The organism is Pirellulales bacterium, assembly GCA_035533075.1.
GTDB lineage: Bacteria > Planctomycetota > Planctomycetia > Pirellulales > JAICIG01 > DASSFG01.
Window position 1 is genome coordinate 74,021 of sequence record DATLUO010000121.1, and the last position, 16,095, is coordinate 90,115.

Below are 16,095 nucleotides of genomic sequence, written 5' to 3' on the forward strand. Positions count from 1 at the left end.
GTTATTTCCAAGCGAACTCGCCCGCGCTGGCGCTGGGCAAGTGACTGACGCCCATCAAGTGCTTGTCGACGGCACGCGCGGCCTCGCGGCCCTCGTGAATGGCCCACACCACCAGCGACTGGCCGCGGCGCATGTCGCCCGCGGCAAACACGCAGGGCACGCTGGTCATATAGTTGTCGTCACACTTCACGTTGCCCCGCGGGTCAAGCTCCAGGCCAAGCTCTTCGATGGCCCCGCGCCGCTCGGGCCCGACAAAGCCCATCGCCAACAGCGCCAACTGGCAAGGCCACTCCTTCGTCGTGCCGGCGACCTCGCGGGAGGCATGCCGGCCTTGCTCGTCCTGGTACCACTCGATGGTCACGGTCACCAGCCCCTTGACATTCCCCTGCTCGTCGCCGCGGAACTCCTTGGTGAGAATGCTCCAGCGACGGTCGCAGCCTTCCTCATGCGATGAGCTGGTGCGCAACATCATCGGCCAGTAAGGCCAGGGCGAGGCGATCGGCCGCTCGTTACGGCGGGGAAAATAACCCAGGTCGGGCGGCTGCGGCAAAAGCTCGAACTGCGTCACGCTCCGCGCACCATGGCGGTTCGAGGTGCCAGTGCAGTCGCTGCCGGTGTCGCCGCCGCCGATGATGATCACGTCCTTGCCGGTCGCCGTCAGCGAAACCTCCGGCGGAATCGTGTCGCCCTGGTTGCGTTTGTTCTGCTGGGGCAAAAACTCCATGGCGTAGTGAACCCCCTTCAGATCGCGGCCGGGGATCGGAAAGTCGCGGGGCTGCGTGGCGCCGCCGGTGAGCAAAATGGCGTCGTAGTTTTCGCGCAGCTCCGCGACGGGCACGTCGACGCCGACGTTGGCGTTGCAGCGGAACTCGACGCCCTCGGCCTCCATCTGTCGGATGCGCCGCCAGACGCGCGATTTTTCGAGCTTGAAATCGGGAATGCCGTACATCAACAGTCCGCCCGGCCGGTCGGCGCGCTCGAAGAGCGTCACCTGATGGCCGGCCCGGTTGAGCTGCTGCGAAGCCGCCAGGCCGGCGGGGCCGGAGCCGACCACGGCCACCTTTTTGCCGGTGCGCGTGAGCGGCGGCTCGGGCGTGATCCAACCTTCGTCGAAGCCGCGGTCGGCGATCGACATCTCGATTTCCTTGATGGCCACCGGGTCTTCGTTGATGCCCAGCACGCAAGCGGCTTCGCACGGCGCCGGACAGACGCGGCCCGTGAACTCCGGAAAGTTGTTCGTGGCGTGCAGGCGGTCGAGCGCTTCGCGCCATTGGTCGCGATAGACCAGGTCGTTGAAGTCGGGAATGATGTTGCCCAACGGACAGCCGGTATGGCAGAACGGCACGCCGCAGTCCATGCAGCGCGCGCCCTGCTGCCGCAGCTCGTCGGCCGGCAAGACCTTGAGGAACTCGTTGTAGTGCTTCAGCCGCTCGGCGACCGACTCGTTGTCGTGATGCTTTCGCGGATAGCGCATGAACCCCCGAACGTCACCCACGTGTTACCTCCCGCCTTTTCTTACATTCATTCTTTTGGATCGTCTGCTAGTCATCGTCGGTTTTTCGGCGAAGCCAGTAACTCGGATGCCGCTTCGCATGGGCAATTGCCAACACGACGAATTCGGTGTCAATGCGCTCATAAACAACGCTGTATGGAAAACGCTTGACGTTATGCTGTCGAATCTCGCGTTTCGTGCGAGGCTTTTGGATTCTTGCAAACCTGAACGGATCTCTTTCAATCGCCCTTAGTGCCAACGCGACCGCGTCCAGGAATTCCGCACCTAACCCCTCTTGCTGCTCTTCGTAGTGGTTCGCCGCTGCCTTAGATTCCGCCTCCGCTTCGGTCAGGAATCGCAGCTTCACTTTGATTGCCTCCGTGGAAGTTGCTTTCGGATGTCGTCTAATGCCTCTCGCCAGTCGCGAGCCGTATAATCGCCGCGATGTACAGCATCGCTACGCGATATGATTTCCTCCGCCCACGCATCTTCAGCGTCAGGATCCTCCGGTTCAAGACTGTGCAGTAGCTGCGTCGCCATTGCGGCGCGTTGTTGTTCTGGCAGTGCCAGCGCCTGAGTCAACAAGTCATCGACTGTACTCATTGTTTTTCTTCCTTTTAGGGTGCGTTACTCGGTGACTGCTATCAGTGACTCGTGTGGGCGGCCCATTTCACGCCGGCGCTGACCGTTAACCTTCGGTTAAACAATCGACATTATCCTCCCGCCGCCGCCAGCATGCCCACCGGCTCGCCGCGGTGCGCTTCGACCGCGTTTTGCTTCTTGATTTCCGCCAAGGCCCGCTTGTAGTCCTTCGGCATCACCTTGACGAACTTATGCACTAGCCGCGGCCAGTTGTCGAGCACGTAACGGCCACGGGCACTGTCGGTGTACTCCACGTGCTTGCGAATCAGGTCGTGTACCGTTTGCTTGTCTTCGGCATCGACCAACTCCTCCAGCTCGACCATCTCCTTGTTGACCAGCCGCGGAAAGCTGGCGTGCTCGTCGAGCACGAAGGCGATGCCACCGCTCATGCCGGCCGCAAAGTTGCGGCCCGTCTCGCCCAGGATCACCGCCACGCCGCCCGTCATATACTCGCAGCCGTGGTCGCCGACGCCCTCGACGACGGCCTTAGCACCGCTGTTGCGCACGCAGAACCGCTCGCCGGCGATGCCGTTGAGATACACCTCGCCGCTGGTGGCGCCGTAAAGAACGACGTTGCCGGCAATGATGTTTTCCTCCGGCACCAGGCTGCTGTCGCGCGGCGGATAAACGATCACCTTGCCGCCCGACAGGCCCTTGCCGCAATAGTCGTTCACGTCGCCCTCGACGCGCACGGTCACGCCGGACACGCCGAAGGCCATCAGGCTTTGCCCCGCCGTGCCGCGGAAGTTGAGTTGAATCGTATCTTCCGGCAGACCCCGGCTGCCGTAGCGCTTCGTGATTTCGCTGGAAAGGATGGTGCCCACCGTGCGGTTGACGTTGCGGACCGGAAGCTCATGCACCACCGGCTCGCCGTTTTCCAGGGCCGGCTGGCAAAGCGGCAGCAGCGTCGTCATGTCGAGCGACTTGGCAATGCCGTGGTCCTGGTCCTCGGCGTGATAGGTCTTCACATGATCGGGCACCCGCGGCTTGTAGAGGATGGTGCTGAAGTCGAGGCCACGGGCTTTCCAGTGGTCGATCGCCTTGCGGGTGTTGAGCATATCGACGCGGCCCACCATCTCGTTGATCGTGCGGAAGCCGAGCGAGGCCATGATCTCGCGCAGCCCCTCGGCGATCATGAAGAAGAAGTTGACGGCGTACTCCGGCTTGCCCGCGAATTTTTTGCGGAGTTCGACGTCCTGCGTGGCGATGCCGACCGGGCAGGTGTTCAGATGGCATTTGCGCATCATGATGCAGCCCATTGTCACCAAGGCGGCTGTGGCGATGCCCCACTCCTCGGCGCCGAGCATGCAGGCGATGGCGATGTCGCGCGGCGTGCGCAACTGGCCGTCGGTCTGCACCACGATGCGGCTGCGCAGGTTGTTTTTCACCAGCACCTGATGGGTTTCCGCCAGTCCCAGCTCCCACGGGATGCCGGCGTGCTTGATCGACGTGTAGGGGCTGGCGCCCGTTCCGCCGTCGTGGCCGCTGATAAGCACCACGTCGCTTTTGCCTTTCGACACGCCGGCCGCCACCGTGCCGACGCCGACCTCGGCCACCAGCTTGACGCTGACGCGCGCGTCGCGGTTCGAGTTCTTCAAGTCGTGGATGAGCTGCGCGAGGTCTTCGATCGAATAAATGTCGTGGTGCGGCGGCGGCGAAATCAGGCCCACGCCCGGCGTGCTGTGCCGAATGCGGGCGATCTCCTTGTCGACCTTGTGGCCCGGCAACTGGCCGCCTTCGCCCGGTTTGGCCCCTTGCGCCATCTTGATCTGCAATTCTTGAGCGCTGACGAGATACTCGCTCGTCACGCCGAAGCGGCCGCTGGCCACCTGCTTGATGGCACTGGAGCGGCGGTCGCCGTTGGCGTCGGGCAGGAAGCGCACCGGGTCTTCGCCGCCTTCGCCCGTGTTGCTGCGGCCGCCGATGCGGTTCATGGCGATGGCCAGCGTCTCGTGCGCTTCTTTCGAGATCGAGCCATAGGACATGGCGCCGGTGGCAAACCGCTTGACGATTTCCTTGGCCGGCTCGACCTCATCCAGGGGTATCGGATTGCCGGGCCTGAACTCCAACAGCCCGCGGAGCGTGAGCAACTGCCGCTGTTGATTGTCGATCAACTCGCAATACTTCTTGAAGTCGGCCGGACTGTTGAGCCGCGTGGCGTGCTGCAGCTTGGCGACCACTTCGGGATTGAACATGTGCGCTTCGCCCTTTTTCCGCCATTGATATTGCCCGCCCACGTCGAGCGCGAGGGTGTTGGGCACCTTGGTGCGCGGAAACGCGCTTTCGTGCCAGCGGACCGCTTCTTCGGCGATGGTCTCGATGCCGACGCCCTGGATTCGGCTGGCCGTCCAAGTGAAGTATTCGTCGATCAACTTGCGATTGAGCCCGATCGCTTCGAAAATCTGAGCGCCGCGATAGCTCTGCTGCGTGGAGATGCCCATCTTCGACATGACTTTCAGCAGGCCCTTGCCGGCGGCCTTCACGAAGTTCTTTTCGAGTTTTTCGATGGGCATGTCGGCCGGCAAGCAGCGTTCGCTCTGCATCTGCTCCAGCGTGGCGAACGCCAGATAAGGATTGACGGCGCCGGCGCCGTAGCCGGTGAGCAAAGCGAAATGCTGCACCTCGCGCGCGTCGCCCGTCTCGACGATCAGGCCGCACCGCGTGCGGGTTTCTTCGCGAATCAGATGGTGATGCACTCCGCTGGTCGCCAGCAGCGCGGGAATCGGCACCCGCTCGGCGTCGACGCCACGGTCGGAGAGAATCAGCAGCGTGGCGCCCTCGGCAATGGCCTGCGAGGCTTCCTTTCGCAACTCATGCATGCGGCGCTCCAGCGCGGCGGCGCCCTCGGCGCGCGGGAAAAGCATCGAGAGCGTGCGGGCCTTGTAGCCCGGCCGATCGAGCACCTTGATCGCGGCCAATTCCGCGTTGGTCAGAATCGGCTGCTCCAGCCGCAACAGGCGACACTGACCGGGCGCCTCGGCCAGCAGGTTTCCTTCGGAGCCGACCGTGGTGATCAGCGAGGTGACGATCTCTTCGCGGATGCCGTCCAGCGGTGGGTTCGTCACTTGGGCGAAAAGCTGTTTGAAATAGTTGTAAAGCAACTGCGGCCGGTCGGAGAGTACCGCCAGCGGCGTATCGTTGCCCATCGAGCCGACCGGCTCCTGAGCGTCGATGGCCATCGGCGCCAAAATGATCCGCAGATCCTCCAACGTGTAACCGAACGCACGCTGCAGCGCCAGCAAGCCGCCGTTGAGATGCCCGTTGGTAAAATGGCCGTTGGTCGCCTCGCCGTTCATGGCGGGCGGCTTGGGCAACGAGTCGAGCGTGAGCTGGTTTTCATTGAGCCACTGCCGATAGGGATGCCGCGCGGCCAGCTCGTGCTTGATCTCTTCGTCGGCGATGATCCGGCCCTGCGATGTATCGACCAGAAACATGCGGCCGGGACGCAGGCGTCCCTTCGACTCGATTTCGCACGGCGGGATGTCGAGCACGCCGGCTTCGGAGGCCATGATGACCATGCCGCCCTTGGTGACCCAGTAGCGGCTGGGCCGCAGGCCGTTGCGGTCGAGCACGGCGCCGATCGAAGTGCCGTCGGTGAAGGCCATCGACGCCGGCCCGTCCCATGGCTCCATCAAGCACGCCTGATATTCATAGTAGGCTTTCTTGTCGTCGGTCATGCTCTCGTGGTTGGCCCACGGCTCCGGAATGAGCATCGACATGGCCTGCGGCAGCGACCGGCCGGTGACGACCAGCAGCTCCAGCACGTTGTCGAAAATCGCCGAGTCGCTGGCGCCGGGCGTGCAGACCGGCAGAATCTTCTTCAGATCGTCGCCGTATTTTTCGCTGGCCAGCATGCTGCGCCGGGCGTGCATCCAGTTCACGTTGCCGCGCAGCGTGTTGATCTCGCCGTTGTGGGCCAAAAAGCGGAACGGCTGGGCCAGCTCCCAGGTGGGAAACGTGTTGGTGCTGTAACGCTGATGGACCAGCGCCAGCGCCGACTCGAACCGCTCGTCGGCCAGATCGGGATAGAACGGCTCGACCTGGTCGGCCAGCATCAGTCCCTTATAGACGACAACGCGCGACGACAACGTCGGCACGTAACAGTACTTTTTCTGCGTCAGCTCGCTGGCCCGCACCGCCGACTCGAGCTGCTTGCGAATCACGTACAGCTTCCACTCCAGCATGTCGGCCGGCGTGCCGCTGCCGCGGGCGATGAACACTTGCCGAATCACCGGTTCCACGTCGCGGGCGACGTAACCAATGTGCTCGTTGTCGATCGGCACGTTGCGCCAGCCGAGCAACCGTTGTCCTTCGGCGGCGATGATTTCTTCCAACTTTCGCTCGCACCAGTCCCGTTGGGCGGCATCGGGCGGCAGAAAAACGCAGCCGGCGCCATAGTCGCCCGGTTCCGGCAGCGTGAATCCGTGCTCTCGGCACTTCTCGACGAAAAACCCGTGCGGAACTTGCGTGAGGATTCCGGCGCCGTCGCCCGTCAGCGGGTCGCAGCCGCAGGCGCCGCGGTGCGTCAGATTCACCAGGATCTGCAAGCCCGAACGCACGATCTGATGGCTGCGCTCGCCGTGCATGTTGACCACAAAGCCGACACCGCAGGCGTCGTGCTCGAAAGCCGGATCGTAAAGTCCCTCGCCCTGGGGCAAACCGGGGTTCTGATGATTTGTGGTGGGCTGCATCACTTACCTCCGTCGACCTGCATGGACCAGCTCGGGCCGCGCATCGGCCTCGGCGATCGTTTGTCCGTTGTGGTTCTGGGTAGCTCCGACACTCCGTGACGGAGAAGCCTGGGTAGCTCCGTTCCCGGCGCGCCGGGGTGGCGGAATGTGTGTACCGTTGTCCCCATTTTGCTCGGCGAGAGCGTGGTGACCGTTGCCGCCGTTGATTTGCATGCCGCCAGGCGCGCCCTGCTCTCGACCCTGCCGTTGCAACAACTCGACAAACCGCTTGGCGGTCGTCGACAATTCCTTGCCGCGGCGATGAATGATGCCCAGCGGACGCACCAACTCGTCGGTGTCGAGCGGCACCGCGACAAGCGTGCCCGTCTCGACCTCGCGCGTGACGGTCGGTTCGGGCAGCAGGCCCACGCCGGCGTCGATCTCGATGGCCCGTTTGATGGTCTCGATATTGTCGAACTCCATCACGACTTGCACGGCGGCCGCGTGCAAATTCAGCACGCGATCGATCTCGCGCCGGATGGTCAGGCCGCCGTCGAAGCCGACCATCTTCAGGCCGTCAAGTTCGTTCAGACCGACGCAACGGCGGCTGGCGAGCGGGTGCATGGGGGCCGCGACCAGCACCATCGGCTCCTCGCGCCAGGCGAGCGCCTTGACGGCGCGCGACGATTTGGGGTAGCTCACCAGGCCCAGGTCGGCCAGGTCGTCTTCCACGGCCTGATAAACGCGGTCGGGGTGCAAATACTCCAGCCGCACATTGGCCTTGGGGTGTTGTCCTAAAAACTCCTGCAGGCAGCGGTTCATGTGGTGCAAACCCACCGAATAAATCGACGCCACGCGTACCCGTCCGGCCACTTCCTGGTGCAGCGTGCGTACCCGGTCTTCGACCGCGAAGTAACGCTCGACCACCTCGCGGCAGCCCTCATAATAGACCTCTCCTTCGGGCGTCAGCACAAACGGCCTCTTCGACCGGTCGATCAGCTTAACCCCAAGCCCCTCTTCAAGTTGCTGCACGAGCTGGCTGGCGCCCGATTGCGAAATATCGTTTTCGTCGGCCGCCCGCGAAAAGCTGCGTTGACGCACGACGTCGCAGAAAACTTTCAAACCCTTAAGCTGGACCGCCATTGTCTGAATAACCAAACTAAATGAAGCGTGCGAATACTATCTGGATAGGACATACCAGACTATTTGCTGGCAGTCCCGCCGTCAAGCACCTGAACCGAAACAAAATAAGGCGGGGTGATGCTGGCGGGCAGCGGCGGGAAGTCGAGACCGGCCCATACGACTACGACTAAGCTGGCGCGAAACTCTCCCCAGCCTTCACCGGATAACCCCGCAAGAATTCAAGCGCGGTGATCATCCGCTTGCCCGCCGGCTGCAACTCGTGAATTCGCAGGCCGCCGTCTCCGCTGGCGATGACCAAGTCGTCGCCCGCATGAATGACGGTGCCTGGATTTGCTTCCGATCGTTCACTCACCGACGTGCGGCCAAGAATCAGCCTAAGCGTCTGGCCGCCCGGACGATGCCAAAACGTGTAGGTTCGCGGCCAAGGTTCCAGAGCACGAATCTGATTGCGGATGGCCGTCGCCGAGCGAGACCAATCGATCGCCCCGTCGGTCTTTCGCAGCCGCCGAGCAGGACTGGCTTGCGACGGATCTTGCGGCAAGGCGGTGACTTGGCCGGCAGCCAACTCGTCGATGGCCCTTACGACCAACGGCGCTCCCATTTCGGCCAAACGCCGCTCCAACTCGACCGCCGTCTCGTCGGCTCTGATCGGCGTGCGAGCTTGGGCCAGCGCGGGGCCGGCGTCGACGCGCGGCGTCATGTGGATCACCGTCACGCCGGTTTCGGTGTCGCCGTGATAGAGGGCCCAGTTGATCGGCGCCGCGCCGCGATACTTCGGCAGCAGCGAACCGTGCAGGTTGATGCCGCCCAGCCGGGCCACCGCCAGCGTCGGGGCCGACAGAATCTGCCCGTAATCGGCCACGATGAACAGATCCGGCGGCAGCCGCGCCAGCTCGCTACGGGCTTCGTCGGTATTGATGTTCTCAGGATCGAGAACCGGCGTATTGTGCTCGGCCGCCACGTCGCGTAGATGGCTGGCGGGAGCCTCCGCGTGCCGCATGGATCGCAACGGTTGCGTGATCAGGGCCACGACGTGGTGCCGCGTGCCGAATAGTGCCCGGAACAGCGGCGCCGCGAACGGACCCGTGCCCATCATTACCAGTCGCAACGAAGATTGGCTGTCGGCCGCCATGGCTCAGGTGCGTGATGCTTCCAGTTCGGCCAGGCGAGCGGAAATCTGCTCGTCACTGGGAATTTCGCCCCGTTGACGCCGGCTGGCAAATTCCTCCTCGAATTCGACCAGCTTTTCTCGCACCGCCGCTTCGGCCGTCGACGTCAGCCGGTCGATGAACAGCACGCCGTTCAGATGGTCGGTCTCGTGCTGCACGACGCGGCCAAACAGGTCGTCCAAATCGTACACAATCTCGCGGCCGGCCAGGTCATAGGCATTGACGCGGATGGCCTCCGGTCGCCGCACCTCGGCAAACAGACCCGGCAGACTCAAGCAGCCTTCCTCCTGTTCGGAGCTGCCCTTGGGATGGCTGAGTACCGGGTTGATGAAGACGTGCTCTTCGTCTTTCAAGTCCGGGTCGCTCGACAAATTGACGACGAACAGCCGATAGGGTAAATCGACCTGATTGGCGGCCAGCCCGACACCGCGATGCTCTTTGGAGTACATCAAGTCGAACATCTCGCGCACGAGCGTGCGCAACTCGGCATCGACGAGTTGCAGGGCTTTGGCAGTCCGCCGCAACGTGGGATGGGGATAGTTAATGACGCGAAGCAATGGGAATCCTATGGTTTCGATTGATAAGGAAGTTCATTTTATACGGCAAAGGGCGTGGCGGGCGAGGCCGCGTTGACGCTGAGTCAGATCGGGCCTAAAATTGAGCCGCACGTTCATCGCAATTCCTTATCCGACATTGACTTGTGTACGCAATGTTGCTCAGCCCCCGCCCCCCTGCGACTGTCTCGGCCAGCGCAAGCGAGGACGCTTACGCTACGCAGTTAGTCCGTCCCGGCCCCGCGGCGGCCGTCTCGGCCGACGGGATGCTGGCGTCGCGCCGGTGGCGATTGCAAGTCGCGGCGCCGGCGTGGCTTGTGTCGCTGGTCGTTCATGCCCTGTTGGTCATTCTACTGGGCTACGTCGCCAGCCAGCAGTTGCACGGCACCAACGCCCCGGCCCATGCCGTGCTGATCGCCAGTTATGCGGCTCAACCCGCCGAAGAGGATTATTTCGACGACGAGCTGTCGGTCGAGGTTGCCGGCGGCCAAGAAGCGAAGAGCGACGTTCCCTCGGACTCGCCCGACGAATCGGCCAGCGACGCGGCGGCCGGCGGTCTGAAGGCCATCGCCGATGCTCCGCCGCCGGTTGATTCGAGCGCGGCGCTACCGAGCACCGAGCTGGCCGCGGCCGGTACCGGCGACGCGATGTCGGGCACGACCACCGGCGCGGCAGGGTTCGCCAGCGGTCCGCGTCGGCCGGCCGCCATCCGCGGCAAGTTTGCCCGCACCCACGTTTACGGCGTGCCCGGCGAAGGGAACACGTTCGTCTATGTGTTCGACCGTTCGTCGAGCATGGGTACCGGGGCGGGCAGCCCCATGACATCGGCCAAGCGCGAGCTGTTGGCCAGCCTCGACGACCTTGGCGACGAAAACCGCTTTCAGATCATCTTCTATAACGACAAGCAGACGATCATGGATTTGGGCCGCGGTTTCGCCGGACTCGTGTTTGCCGATCCGCGGTCGAAGACGCTGGCCCGGCGGTTCGTCGAGGGCATCATGGCCGACGGCGCGACGCGGCATTTCGAGGCCCTGCAAAACGCGTTGCGTCTGGGGCCTGACGTGATCTTCTTTCTGACCGACGCCGACGAGCCGGGCCTGAGCGACGTCAGGCTGGCGCAGATTCGCCGCCTCAACAGCGGCCGCACGACGATCAATACCATCGAGTTCGGCGAAGGCGCGCAGCCCAGCCGCGAAAATTTTCTGTCTCGCATTGCCCGCGAGAACGGCGGACAATACGTCTACATCGACATCACCCGCCGCGGCGCACTCGACGCGGCGGCCGCGGGGCGAGACTGATGACACGAGATCGGTCTGAACTTCCTAGGATGGGACACGCTGGCGTTAGCGCGGCACGATTTTGGATTTTGGATTTTGGATTTTGGATTCCGAACAATCCAAAATCCAAAATCCAAAATCCAAAATGGCCCCGGTTCTGCGTCGCACTCCTACTCGCGTTACTTGCACGCCCGGTCTGGGGCGAAGACGTCGTCTACCTCTCCTCGCCGCGTAACCGGCAGGCGCGGACGCGCATCAGCGGCGAAATCGTCGACTACACGGGACGGCAGCTCGTCGTCCGCGTCGCTGAGGGCCGCGAAATCAAGCGGCCCGGCCAGCAGGTGGTGAGCATCGAGAGCGAGTGGCCGCCGGGCAAGGCCGAAGGCGACCGGTTCTTCGACGAACACCAGTTCCAAAGCGCCCGGGAAAAGTACGTCGCGGCGGTCCGCAAGGAGACGCGCCCCTGGGCGCGGCGGATGCTGGTCGCCCGAATCATCGCCTGTTACCGCGAATCGAACCAATTCGACGGCGCCGGCAAGCTCTTCATCGCCCTGGTGCGTGAGGATCCCGACACTCCCTACTTCGACCAGATTCCGCTCATCTGGCTGCCCGGCGATACGGCGGCCGCGCAGGCCCAGTCGGCCGAGGAATGGCTGGCCGACGAAAACCCGGTGGCGGGGCTGCTGGGCGCCAGCCGCCTGCTGGCCACCACCGAGCGTGCCCGGTCGCTCGACCGTCTCACGCGACTGATGTTGGAAAAGGACGCCCGCGTCGCCTCCTTGGCCGAGGCCCAGGAGTGGCGGGCGACGATTCCGACGGCCGACGACGCCGAGCTGGCCAAGTGGGAGCAACGAGTGGAAACGTTCCCGGTGCCGTTGCGGGCCGGGCCGTATTGGGTGCTGGGCCGCGCTCTGGCCCAGCATCGACACGCCGACCGCGCCGTGCTCGCCTTGCTGCACGTGCCGATTCTCTATCCCGACGCGCGGTTGCTGGCCGCCGACTCGCTCGCCACGTCGGCCCAGATTCTGGAGAAACAGGGCGACCGCGCGGCGGCCCTGCGGCTCAACGAAGAACTGGTTTCGCTGTATCCCGAAACGAACCGGGCGGCGGAAGCGAAAGCCTCGCTCTTGGCCGCTCCGCCCGCCAGACCGCCGGCGTCGCCCAGCGAGGCCGATGGCTTGGAACAGGCTTTCTTGTCTGGCTTGCGGGCATGGCGTTTGTTCGCGCTGGCCGAACAGCGTTGCCGCCAGCGGTTGGCCGACACGGGCCTGGGCGACGACGACCGCATGCATCTGGCAATCGAGCTTTCGCGCACGTGTACCGAGCACGCCTTGAACGAGGCGCCTGCCGACCGCGGGCCGCTGTGGGCCGAGGCGGTCGCGGCCGTCAAATCGAGCGCTGACAAAGGTTCGCGGCGACTGCTCGTCGAGGCACAAGCGGCGTTGGTCCACCTTGCCCGCGGCGAGTTGACGCGCCAAGAGGCCGAGTTGGCGGGTTCGGCCGCGGCCCCGCTGGATGCCGCGCGGCAAGAGCTTCGCACCGCCATCGGATTTCTGCAGGCGGTCGCGAAGAACGCCGCCTCGGAGGTGCGCCGAAGCAAGCCGCCGGCCCGCGCCCAGCAAGGCGACTTGGATGCCGATGAGCTGGCGTCTTTGCAGCGCAACATCGACTATCAGCTTGCGCGTGCGTTCCGCAATCAGGGCGAATCGTACCCGCCCAAGAGCGCCGACCGCACCAATTCGCTGCGTCAAGCGGTTGAAAAACTGGGGTCTTTGACGGCCGCCGAGGTCACCGATTCCTTCGCCTGGCCGGCGCGGGTTGACGAGGTGGTTTGCCTGCGTCTACTGGAAGATTTCGAAGCCGCCGCGGCACGGCTGCAAAAGCTGAACGAACTGCAACCGCCGCCGGCCATCGCGGCCACGCTGGAGGCCGAGGCCATCCGGCTCGCGCTCGACGAACATCGTGTGAGTGAGGCGTTGGCCGCGGCCGAGAAGGTGCAGCAGTCGCAGGGCCGGCACCGCACCGCCGACGTCGATTATGCTTGCCTGGAAGCCTACGTCGCCGCCTGGCGGGCCGCCTCGAAAACAAGCAACACCGAGGAAGCGGGCCAATGGCAAGACCGGGCGGCCGACATGATCCGCCGCATCGACGCCCGATATGGCCGCTATTGGAGTCGCCGGGCAGAGATGCTGCTGGCCGGCAACGTGGCCCGCGGCGGCACGACGCAAAACCTGGGGCTGCTCGTGCGGGCCGCGGAAAGCCTGTATCGCTCCGGGCAGCTCGATGACGCTCTGGCCGCCTACGACCGCGCGGCCCGCCAGGCCGCCGAGTCGAAGGATTCGGCCGCCGCCTTTGACTATGCGTATACCGCCGCGGCCATCGAGCAGCACCGCGAACATTATCACGACGCCGCCCAACGATTTCGCTCGATGGCCCTGGAGCAGCCCGAAAACGCCAAGGCCGGCGAGGCGCACTTGCTGGCCATTTACAATACCGCGTTGGCCGTGAAACAGGGCGGCGAAGCGGTGGGCTCGCCAGCCTACCTGGATCTTTTGAACGACCACTTGCGTCGCTGGCCCGATTCACCCACCGCCAACGAGGCGCGGATGTGGTTGGGGCAGTTCTACGAGAGCGAGGGCCGCTGGCAGGAGGCGGTGGCTGCGTTTCGCGGCGCGTCGGGGGCCAAGGCCGCCGCGGCGATGGAGGCCGTTTCGCGCTGCTACCAGAAGCGGCTGGCGGCGCTGGCCGACTCGGGACAGCCTACGGCCCAGCTTGCCGCGGAGGCCGCCGACGATTTCGAGCGCGTGGTGTTGGGTTCGCGGAACAACTTGCCGGAGCGTTGGAGCCAAACCGAACGCATCGCAGCCACCGGCGCGGCGAGTCTCTGGCTGCAATACACCGATCAATACGCGCGTGCCGAGCGGCTTCTTTCGGCGGCACTGGCCGACTCATCCGACGCGCCGGACGCCTGGAAGTCGTCGGCGCAGACGCTGGTCATTCTGGCGGTCGCGGCCCAAGGTCGGCGCGAGGAGGCCGCGAAGCTGCTGAGCGAGTTTTCCGGCGGTGCCGACGACGAGCTGCTGGTGCTGTTCGAGGGCCTGGACCGTGCGGCCGCCAGCGCGCCGCCGGCGGTGGCCTCGGAGTTGGCCGAGTTGCAGCTTCAAGCGGCCAAACTCCTCAAGCCCCGGCTGAACGAGCGGACGGCGGCCGAGCGGCAGCGTTTCGAGCGGACGTACATCCGGGCGTTGGCGGCTGCCAAGCGGCACGGCGAAGCGATCGAGGCCGCCAAACAGTTGGCCGAGGCCCATCCGCGCGACGGCGAGATTCAAGAGGAATACGCCCGGCTGCTGGTCGAGTCGCCCGACCGTGCGAACTGGGAGACGGGCTTGTCGAAATGGCGCGACATCGGCCAGAAAACGCGGCAAGGAAGCGAGCGCTGGCTGCGTTCGATGTATTACCAGGCGTTGACGTTGGAGCATCTCGGCCGTCGCGAGCAAGCCGCGCGGCTGATCAAGCTGGCTGAGGCGTTGGTGCCCGACCTGGGCGGGGCGGAGATGAAAGAGCAGTTTCGCCGCTTGAGGCAGGGCGCATCCACGCGGCCGGGTCGCTAGCCGCCGGCTGCGTCCCGGTTTCACCGGTCGCCGTCGATCGGCAGTTTTGATGGGCAGCAATTCGCGGCATAATGGCTCGGCCGGCTTGCTGTGCGAATGTGTGAGCGCCTATTTGCCGGTTGACGAAGTGCAGCGGCAAGAGTTCGAGGGCATGCTGCGTAATCATCCAGATCCAGGAGTGCAAGCGATGGAATTGGGTTTACTAGACCACGTCGAACAGCGAGGAAGGCTGGAAGGGAAGGCTGGAAGGGAAGCTGGAAGGACAGCGCGAACTGGTGTGGAAACAGCTCGAAGCCCGTTTTGGGCCGCTGTCGGCAACGGTTGCGGCCCGCTTGGAGACCTGGTCAAGCGATCGCCTGACGGCGTTGGGCTGTGCGCTTCTCTCCGCCGATTCACTTGACGATCTCGGGCTTGGTCAGCCGGAAACCGGCAGCACCTGAATCGTTATTCCAGGGGTCATTCTCCGCACGCCGGTTGCGGATCCAGACCAGATCGCCGCTCGACAGGTAGTCGGGAAAGGTGTTCACGACGGTGGCGAAGCCGCGAGCTTGCCCGTATTGCTGCCAGGCGAGCTGCCGGTATTCGTCTTTGCTTTTCGGGCAGCCCTCAACGCCCCAGCCGACCGCCACGATGCCGCGCCCTTCCCATGGCGGGCCGTTCGACAAGCGATAATAGTTGGGAGCGTGAGGGTCATCGGCGCCGGTGTGCGGACACTGAACGCAGAAATCGGCCACGTCGCCCACGGCGGTCAGGCACTGCATTCGCCAGAGCTTAGTCATACGGCTAGGCCGCGAAGCCGTCGAGCTGCGCCAGAATCTCGCCCAACATCGCGTTCGAACAGTAGCTGGAGCGGTCGTCGGCAAACAGGTCGATGTCTTCGAAGAAGAGCATCGCCGGTGAAAGCCGCCGGGCAAGATCGAAGATCGACCGCACGCTTTCCAAGCCAGACATGTCGGCCGCCGTCACATAGACAAACGTCGCCAGCTTGAGGCCGGCCAGCACCTTGCCGACCAGCGTCTTGCCCGTGCCGGGGACGCCGTGCAGGATGATGCCCCGCTTGAGCCGCACGCCATTTCGGCGAAAGGCCTCGCGACGGCGGAAGACCTCGACGGTGTTTTGCTCGATGGCCGTTTGCACCGAGGGCGCGAGCACTACGTCGTCCCAGGTGCGCGGTTCGAAGTCGGCCATGATTTCGCCGGTCGGCTTGATCACTTGTCCCTGCAAATAATGGGGCCGCTCGATGCGCCGCGCAAGCGCCTCCAGCTCGTCCTTCAAGCGTTCGTCTTCCGACCGCGGACCGACAAAAAACAGCCGGAACTGGTCGTAGCGCCCGCCTGAGACGGAGAGCACGCGGCGGCGGCCGTCGCGCAGTTGGTAAAACCGGGTCGCTTCCAGGGGGCACTCCGCCCAGCGGCCCGGCGCCACCAGCACCCGCACGGTTTCGGACGTCCAGAGGGCGCCGGATTCCGCGTCTCGATCGCCGCCTTCGGCCAGCAGCTTCCAATCGGGAAAGCAGGCGGCAATCGCCGGATCGACC

The 16,095-nt window shown here is 64.3% G+C and carries 11 protein-coding genes; 2 read left to right on the top strand and 9 right to left on the bottom strand.

Annotation, left to right across the window (positions count from 1 at the left end):
* Nucleotide 1 precedes the first annotated feature (1 nt).
* The 7 genes from VNH11_15650 to def form a co-directional block, all read right to left on the bottom strand.
* Entirely contained in the window at nt 2–1,495 is a 1,494-nt protein-coding gene (locus VNH11_15650) for a glutamate synthase subunit beta (protein ID HVA47803.1), read from the bottom strand.
* A gap of 46 nt (nt 1,496–1,541) precedes the next feature.
* A complete protein-coding gene (locus VNH11_15655) occupies nt 1,542–1,859 on the bottom strand; it encodes a type II toxin-antitoxin system RelE/ParE family toxin (GenBank protein HVA47804.1) in 318 nt (105 codons plus the stop codon).
* Nucleotides 1,856–2,095, bottom strand: a complete 240-nt coding sequence (locus VNH11_15660) for an addiction module protein (protein HVA47805.1) — start codon at nt 2,093–2,095, stop codon at nt 1,856–1,858. The genes VNH11_15655 and VNH11_15660 overlap by 4 nt, the downstream gene beginning before the upstream one ends.
* 110 nt (nt 2,096–2,205) lie before the next feature.
* Complete coding sequence (gltB, locus tag VNH11_15665) at nt 2,206–6,825, bottom strand: glutamate synthase large subunit (GenBank protein ID HVA47806.1); 4,620 nt, start codon at nt 6,823–6,825, stop codon at nt 2,206–2,208.
* A 3-nt stretch (nt 6,826–6,828) separates the two neighbouring features.
* Nucleotides 6,829–7,947 carry a LysR family transcriptional regulator gene (locus VNH11_15670; GenBank protein HVA47807.1) on the bottom strand — a complete coding sequence of 373 codons (1,119 nt, stop codon included), beginning with the start codon at nt 7,945–7,947 and terminating at the stop codon, nt 6,829–6,831.
* 166 nt (nt 7,948–8,113) lie between these two features.
* Nucleotides 8,114–9,079 carry a methionyl-tRNA formyltransferase gene (fmt, locus tag VNH11_15675; protein HVA47808.1) on the bottom strand — a complete coding sequence of 322 codons (966 nt, stop codon included), beginning with the start codon at nt 9,077–9,079 and terminating at the stop codon, nt 8,114–8,116.
* 3 nt (nt 9,080–9,082) lie between these two features.
* Nucleotides 9,083–9,673: a peptide deformylase gene (def, locus tag VNH11_15680; GenBank protein HVA47809.1), complete on the bottom strand. Its 591-nt coding sequence runs from the start codon at nt 9,671–9,673 to the stop codon at nt 9,083–9,085.
* Between the two features lie 152 nt (nt 9,674–9,825).
* On the opposite strand from def, the gene VNH11_15685 reads away from it, so the two are divergent.
* Both VNH11_15685 and VNH11_15690 read left to right on the top strand, forming a co-directional pair.
* Nucleotides 9,826–10,968 (top strand): hypothetical protein, encoded by a 1,143-nt coding sequence (locus tag VNH11_15685; protein HVA47810.1) that lies wholly within the window; start codon nt 9,826–9,828, stop codon nt 10,966–10,968.
* A gap of 68 nt (nt 10,969–11,036) precedes the next feature.
* Nucleotides 11,037–14,558 carry a hypothetical protein gene (locus tag VNH11_15690; protein HVA47811.1) on the top strand — a complete coding sequence of 1,174 codons (3,522 nt, stop codon included), beginning with the start codon at nt 11,037–11,039 and terminating at the stop codon, nt 14,556–14,558.
* Nucleotides 14,559–14,950: 392 nt separating this feature from the next.
* On the opposite strand, the gene VNH11_15695 is transcribed toward VNH11_15690, so the two are convergent.
* Both VNH11_15695 and VNH11_15700 read right to left on the bottom strand, forming a co-directional pair.
* Nucleotides 14,951–15,337, bottom strand: a complete 387-nt coding sequence (locus VNH11_15695) for a hypothetical protein (protein ID HVA47812.1) — start codon at nt 15,335–15,337, stop codon at nt 14,951–14,953.
* Between the two features lie 4 nt (nt 15,338–15,341).
* On the bottom strand, nt 15,342–16,095 hold a 754-nt coding region (locus VNH11_15700; protein HVA47813.1), incomplete at its 5' end, for an ATP-binding protein.

Coding starts and splice junctions, on each gene's coding strand:
- VNH11_15660 (HVA47805.1), bottom strand. CDS start 2,095: ATGAGTACAGTCGATGACTTGTTGACTCAGGCGCTGGCACTGCCAGAA.
- gltB (HVA47806.1), bottom strand. CDS start 6,825: ATGCAGCCCACCACAAATCATCAGAACCCCGGTTTGCCCCAGGGCGAG.
- VNH11_15670 (HVA47807.1), bottom strand. CDS start 7,947: ATGGCGGTCCAGCTTAAGGGTTTGAAAGTTTTCTGCGACGTCGTGCGT.
- fmt (HVA47808.1), bottom strand. CDS start 9,079: ATGGCGGCCGACAGCCAATCTTCGTTGCGACTGGTAATGATGGGCACG.
- VNH11_15685 (HVA47810.1), top strand. CDS start 9,826: ATGTTGCTCAGCCCCCGCCCCCCTGCGACTGTCTCGGCCAGCGCAAGC.
- VNH11_15695 (HVA47812.1), bottom strand. CDS start 15,337: ATGACTAAGCTCTGGCGAATGCAGTGCCTGACCGCCGTGGGCGACGTG.